Source organism: Clostridium cavendishii DSM 21758 (assembly GCF_900141845.1).
Classification (GTDB): Bacteria; Bacillota; Clostridia; order Clostridiales; family Clostridiaceae; genus Clostridium_AG; species Clostridium_AG cavendishii.
Map to the genome: position 1 here is coordinate 312,594 of NZ_FQZB01000007.1, position 6,608 is coordinate 319,201.

The window sequence follows — 6,608 nt, forward strand, 5'->3', positions numbered from 1 at the left end:
TGATATTGTGAATAAACTTTTAGAAGTAAATAATTTAAGTACATCTTTCTATACACATGTAGGAGAGGTGCAAGCTGTTAGGAATGTTTCTTTTACACTAGGCAAAGGGGAGGCACTTGGTATAGTTGGAGAGTCTGGAAGTGGTAAGAGCATTACAATGATGAGTATTATGAGATTACTTTCAGAAAATGGGAAAATAAAAACAGGAAACATAATATTTGACGGTAAAGACTTAAGTAGTTATACAGAAAAGGAAATGGAAAAAATAAGAGGTTTTGAAATAGGAATGATATTTCAAGATCCTATGACATCTTTAAATCCAGTTTTAAAAGTTGGGGAGCAACTTATAGAGCATTTAATAAAACATACAAAAATAAATAGCACAGAAGCTAAGGGAAAAGCAATAGATATGCTAAAACTTGTAGGAATACCTAGTCCAGAAAAAAGATTAGACCAATATCCACATGAATTTTCAGGTGGAATGAGGCAAAGAGTTATGATAGCTATGGCACTTATATGCTCACCAAAGTTATTGATAGCAGATGAGCCAACTACAGCACTAGATGTTACTATACAAGCTCAGATATTAGAACTATTAAAAGACTTAAAACAAAAACTTGGAATGTCTATTATACTTATAACTCATGATCTAGGGGTTGTTGCAGATATTTGTAATAAAATAGTAGTTATGTATGGTGGGACAGTAGTTGAAACAGGTTCAAAGAGAGATATTTTTTATAATACAAAACATCCTTATACTTTGGGGCTTTTAAGAAGTGTACCTAATGCTAAGTCAGATATAAAGGATAAATTAATACCTATAAAAGGTACGCCACCAGATCTTTTAAATCCACCAAAGGGATGTCCCTTTACTCCAAGATGTGAGTATGCAATGAAGGTATGTAATGAAGCGATTAGACCTGAAACTTTTGTTATATCACAGGGACATGAAGCAGCTTGTTGGTTAAATCATAATATGTGTAATATAAAAATAGTTTCACCAAAGGAGGTAGCTTTAGATGCAAGAGAAGAAAGTATTACTAGAAGTAAATAATCTTAAAAAATATTTCCCGGTAAAAACAGGTATGTTTGCAAAGGAAAAAAGCTTTGTTAAAGCAGTTGATGATGTATCTTTTCATATAAGGCAAGGTGAAACTCTTGGACTTGTAGGTGAATCAGGTTGTGGTAAAACTACAACTGGAAGAACTATAATGAAACTTTATGAACCAACATCTGGACAAATAATATATGATGGAAAAAATATAGAAGCTCTTAGTGAAAAGCAAATGGTACCTTATAGAAAAAGATTACAGATGATATTTCAAGATCCATATGCATCACTTAATCCTAGAATGACAGTAGGTGACATTATAGGTGAAGCTATAGAGATTCATAAGCTTATGGGGAAAAAGGAAAGGCAAGAAAGGGTCTTAGAACTTTTAAATACAGTAGGACTTAATAGAGATCACGGAGCTAGATATCCACATGAGTTTTCAGGTGGGCAGCGTCAAAGAATAGGGATAGCAAGGTCACTTGCAGTTAATCCGGATTTTATAGTTTGTGATGAACCTATATCAGCTCTAGATGTTTCAATTCAAGCTCAAATAGTAAATATGTTAGAAGAATTGCAAGAAAAATTAAATCTGACTTATTTATTCATTGCCCATGATTTATCAATGGTTAAGCATATTTCTAATAGAATTGGAGTTATGTATTTAGGAAAACTAGTAGAAATAGGTTCAAGCAATGATTTATATAATAAACCACTACATCCATATACAAAGGCGCTTTTATCAGCTATACCAATACCAGATCCAAATTTAGCTGAAAAAAATAAAAGAATAATACTTCAAGGTGAAACACCATCGCCTATAGATCCTAAGCCTGGTTGTAGGTTTAAGGACAGATGTAAATATGCTAAAGAAAAATGTGGAATAGAGGAACCAAGGCTTAAAATAGTTGAAGGTGGAAGAAGTGTAGCTTGTCATTTGTTTTAATTATAGGTGAGAATTAGCTATAGGATAAGCTTATACTGTGGGGATTAAAATCAGAATCAAGTAGTAATAAGCAAATAATAAAAAGGGGGAATTTTTATGTTAAAAAGAAAAAAAATAAGCTTTATAACAGCTGTATTAGGGGTTGCAATATTAGGTACAGCATTTACAGGTTGTGGTAAAGCAGAAGAGAAGAAGGCAGCAGGACCTAAAATTCTAAGATATAATCTAGGAGCTGAACCAAAAACTATAGATCCAGGCTTAAATAACTCAGTAGAAGGTGGAACCGTAGATGTAAATGCCTTTGAAGGATTAATAAATGTAGATGAAAATAATAAGGTTACTGAAGGCGTAGCTGAAAAGTGGGAAATTTCTAAAGATGGGCTGGTTTATAAGTTTAACTTAAGAAAGGATGCTAAATGGTCAGATGGTAAGCCTGTTACAGCTAAGGACTTTCAGTATGCTTGGCTTAGAGCATTAGATCCAAAGACAGCATCAGAATATGCTACTCAATTATATTATTTAAAGAATGGAGAAGCTTATAATAATAGTGAAAATCCAGATTGGAAAGGTTCAAAGGCTAAGAAAGAAGATGTAGGTATTAAGGTTATAGATGACAATACATTAGAGGTAACATTAGAAAACCCAACAGCATATTTCTTATCTTTACTTTCATTTCCAACTTATATGCCTATAAGACAAGACATGGTTGAAAAGGATAAAGAGGGATGGACAAGAAAGTCAGAAACTTATGTAAGTAATGGTGCATTTAAACTTAAGGAATGGAAAGCAAAAGATTCTATAAACTTTGAAAAGAATACAAATTATTGGAATGCAAAAGCTATAAAACTAGATGGAATTGAATATAAGGTTATAGATACTGAAACAAGTTCATTAGCAGGCTTTAATTCAGGTCAAATAGATGCTACAGATTTCTTGCCAGCAGATGAAAAGCAAAACTTAATAAAGAGTGGAGATGCTGTTTTAAGTCCATATCTAGGAACTTACTATTATTCACTTAATATATCACCAAATGCAGAAAAAATGGATCCTAATGCAAAGGTATTAAAAGATGTTAAAGTTAGAAAGGCATTAAACTTAGCTATAAACAGAAAAGAAATAGTTGAGAATATAACAAAAGCAGGAGAAGTTCCAGCAACTACTTTTGTTCCAAAAGGAATAGTAGATAGTACAAAAAATGAATTTAAGAATAAGGATTATTATAAAGGTGAAGGAGATGTAGCAGAAGCTAAAAAATTATTAGCAGAGGCTGGTTTCCCTGATGGCAAAGGATTTCCTAAGCTTGAAGTGATTTACAATAATGGGCAAGGACATCAAAATGTAGCTCAAGCAATACAAGATATGTATAAGAAAAATTTAGGTATAGATATATCTTTAAGAAATGTTGAAAGAAAAGTTCAATTAGATAACTTAAATAAGAAGGAATATGTTATGGCAAGATCGTCATGGATCGCTGACTATAATGATCCTATGACATTCTTAGATTTATTTTTAATTAAAAATGGAAATAATAACTCAGGATATTATAAGCCAGAATATGATAAGCTTATAAATGCGGCTAAAGCTGAAATAGATCCAGCTAAGAGGACTGCGATTTTGCATGAAGCAGAGGATATGATTATGAACGATATGCCAATAATTCCTGTATACTATTATACAAATGTAACTGCTATAAAGAAGAATGTAAAGAATATAGAAAAATCACCTTTAGGTTTTGTATACTTTAGAGGAACAACAATGGAATAAAAATAGACGAATAAAAGCTATTCCTCAAAAATTTTTTGAGGAATAGTTTTTATTTTATATTCTATTAAGTTGAAAGTACACTCCACCACTAGATAAAATCAATGTATTATTATCTTTTATAAAGAAGTAACAGCTATTTTCATTTTGGTCTGTAACAGTTACATCAGTAATGGAGTCGCTACTTATACCTAATTTTTCGAATGTAAGACGTTGGCGATAACCAGCTGCAAAATTATCTTTAGATATAATAGATTTTTTATAAACAGGGTTGTTAATTATATTATTTAGTGAAGAAATGTCTTCGCCAAAGCAACTTGATTTTTCTTCTGAAAAGCTTAATTTTTTTCCAATGACGTTATTTATATCATTATCACTTAAAGCTGTTACAGGACCAGATGCTAAATGTTTAGTTATAATCCAATTACCAAAGAATATTTCTTTATTTGATGTGCTTTTTGAAACTACATTTTTGTCCTTAGGGGATTGAGTATCAGTATTATTTTTAGATGTAGTATTAGAAGCAAAATCTTTTTTATTATTTGAGTCATTATTTTTATTAGCGGTTTCTTTTTTTGAATTAGATTCTTCTGAAGAAGGATTTTCCTTAGAAGGTTCATTTGTATTAGAAGAAAGCTCATTTGAAGTAGAAGTTTTTTCGATGGATTGATTGCTACTTATAACTTTTTTGTCAGTCAAAAGAATAAGTGATGTAAAAACAGTTACAAAAATAGCAAGACAAATAGTTAGTATTTTTAAATTTTTGAATTTTGGTATCATTTGAATTCTCCTTTTTAAAGTTTTTTTGTTTATAATAGATGCCATACCAGGTATTAGCATTTCATTTTTATTATTTGCAGAAAGTTCTGCTATCTTGATTAAGGTTTCGCCATATTCTATACGTTCATTACCATTAAGTTTTTTCATAACATTAAAATCACAACATAGTTCGCAATCTTTTTTCATAAGGAAAAAGCAAAACCATATAATAGGATTGAACCAATATATAATGAGAAGCAATGTAAAAATCCAATTTAAGAATAAATCTTTTTTCTTATAGTGTGTAAGTTCATGAATAAGTATATAATCAAGCTCTTTAGAAGATATAATATTTAGATAGCATTTAGGAATTAGTATTCTAGGTTTTAATAAAGAAACTATACAAGGGGTTTTTATTAGTTTAGTAAAATAAACAGGGATGTTTCTTTTTATTTTTAAGGTTTTCTTTATTTTACATGATATATTTAAAACTTTAATATTCTGATTTTTAGAGTAATTATTTATTTTATTGATAAATGTAAAATAAGAAAAAATAAAATAAGTTAGCAATATTAAAGCTATAACAAACCAAGTTATTGTAATGAAATTAGTTTCTTTAAAAAAATTTATTAAAATAGATTTTTCAGTAATTTGAGGAATAGGATTGTCTTCTGTAATTTTATCTGAATTTGAAGTTTTATCATTAGCAGTTAAATTTGTTTCTGGAAGAATAAATTTTTTTTCATTTTGATTTAAATTAGAGTATATATAATTGTATGAAGGAATGTTTAAATTAAATATGCTAAAGCTACTTGAGAATGAAGTAGGAATTAAAAGTCTAATAATTAATAAAAGCCAAATATAATAATGCCAAGAAGGCGGTAATCTGTCTTTGAAAAGTAACTTTAATAAAATTATTATTAAAGCTACAATTGAAGCTGTAATAGAAATATTTAAAATTATATTAAATAAAACTTGAAGCATATTATACACCTAGCCTATTTATTATTTTCTTTTAATATTTTTTTTAGTTCATCAAGTTCGTTTTTAGTTAAAGTTTCTTCTTTAATAAAATTAGCAATAAGCATATTTAATGAACCATTATAAATTTTTTTTAAAAAAGATTTTGTTTCGTGATTACTAAGTTCTTCTTTAGTATAATTAGGAGAATACTTGTAAAAATTTCCTTCCTTTATAGCAGTAATTGCTTCTTTTTTAACAAGTCTACTTATAAGTGTGTGTATAGTTTTAGGGTTCCAATCATTGGTTTTTGAAACTTTTTCTATGATTTCAGTTGATGTTAAAGGACTTTTATCCCATAAGGTGCTTATAACAGCCCATTCAGCATCAGAAATATTAGGATAAGTTTTCATATTAGACCTCCTTTTAAATTGGATTACAATTGTAGTGCGTTATAATTTTATTGTATTACAACTGTAGGAAGAAGTCAACCACAAATGGGTTAAATAACAAAAAATGTATAAGAATAATTTGGTTGTAAATAATAATATAGATTGTATAATGTACTTAGAGGTGATTAGATATGTATAAATTTAATTTCAATGAAAAAGAATATGAATTAAATGATGAAAAATGCGTAGCTTTTTTTAATGATGAAGAAAGAAAAGTTAAAGAAGTTAATTTAAATAAGATTTTAGAAATACTAAATAAAGCTGAAAATATAGAGTTTTCTAGAGAATATTATGGTTCATATTGTGAAGAATGTTTAAATGGTAAAGAGGAGAAAGCTAAAGAATTTTCGTTTCTAGAATATCATTTTTATATATTTACTAAGAATGATACATATATAGTTAGTAGTATATCCCCTGAATATGAATCTAATACTTATGGAAACCTAGTAAAGATTAGAAAAGTTGATAATAGTTATATAGTATCTATAATAGTTTGTGAAAAATGTGGTGCTTTCACAGTAGAAATTGAACAATGTGAAATGTAATATATAGAATATTAATTTGCTTTGAACTTTAGTATATATGTTCTAATTAATATTCTACATAAAAAACAAATTTATTAAGAAATAATAACAACTAAACATTTTTAGTTAAAAATAGCTAATTAGAATCATATATA

Annotated in this window: 6 protein-coding genes; 4 read left to right on the forward strand and 2 right to left on the reverse strand. The window is 28.5% G+C overall.

What is annotated here, in order from left to right; all coding sequences use genetic code 11:
• The first annotated feature begins 7 nt into the window (after positions 1-7).
• The 3 genes from BUB01_RS08655 (at position 8) to BUB01_RS08665 (ending at position 3,761) form a co-directional block, all read left to right on the forward strand.
• Complete coding sequence (locus BUB01_RS08655) at positions 8-1,054, forward strand: ABC transporter ATP-binding protein (protein WP_072986297.1); 1,047 nt, start codon at positions 8-10, stop codon at positions 1,052-1,054.
• On the forward strand, positions 1,020-1,997 hold the full coding sequence (locus BUB01_RS08660; RefSeq protein ID WP_072986298.1) for an ABC transporter ATP-binding protein: 978 nt from the start codon (positions 1,020-1,022) through the stop codon (positions 1,995-1,997). The genes BUB01_RS08655 and BUB01_RS08660 overlap by 35 nt, the downstream gene beginning before the upstream one ends.
• Positions 1,998-2,093: 96 nt before the next feature.
• Positions 2,094-3,761 (forward strand): peptide ABC transporter substrate-binding protein, encoded by a 1,668-nt coding sequence (locus BUB01_RS08665; RefSeq protein ID WP_072986299.1) that lies wholly within the window; start codon positions 2,094-2,096, stop codon positions 3,759-3,761.
• Between the two features lie 54 nt (positions 3,762-3,815).
• Here the strand turns inward: BUB01_RS08665 and BUB01_RS08670 are convergent, their stop codons facing one another.
• Together BUB01_RS08670 and BUB01_RS08675 are read right to left on the reverse strand one after the other, a co-directional pair.
• Entirely contained in the window at positions 3,816-5,501 is a 1,686-nt protein-coding gene (locus tag BUB01_RS08670; RefSeq protein ID WP_072986300.1) for a M56 family metallopeptidase, read from the reverse strand.
• 14 nt (positions 5,502-5,515) lie between these two features.
• Positions 5,516-5,890, reverse strand: coding sequence for a BlaI/MecI/CopY family transcriptional regulator (locus BUB01_RS08675; RefSeq protein WP_072986301.1), 375 nt, complete (start codon positions 5,888-5,890; stop codon positions 5,516-5,518).
• 170 nt (positions 5,891-6,060) lie between these two features.
• On the opposite strand from BUB01_RS08675, the gene BUB01_RS08680 reads away from it, so the two are divergent.
• Positions 6,061-6,474: a DUF3785 family protein gene (locus BUB01_RS08680; protein WP_072986302.1), complete on the forward strand. Its 414-nt coding sequence runs from the start codon at positions 6,061-6,063 to the stop codon at positions 6,472-6,474.
• Positions 6,475-6,608: the final 134 nt, after the last annotated feature.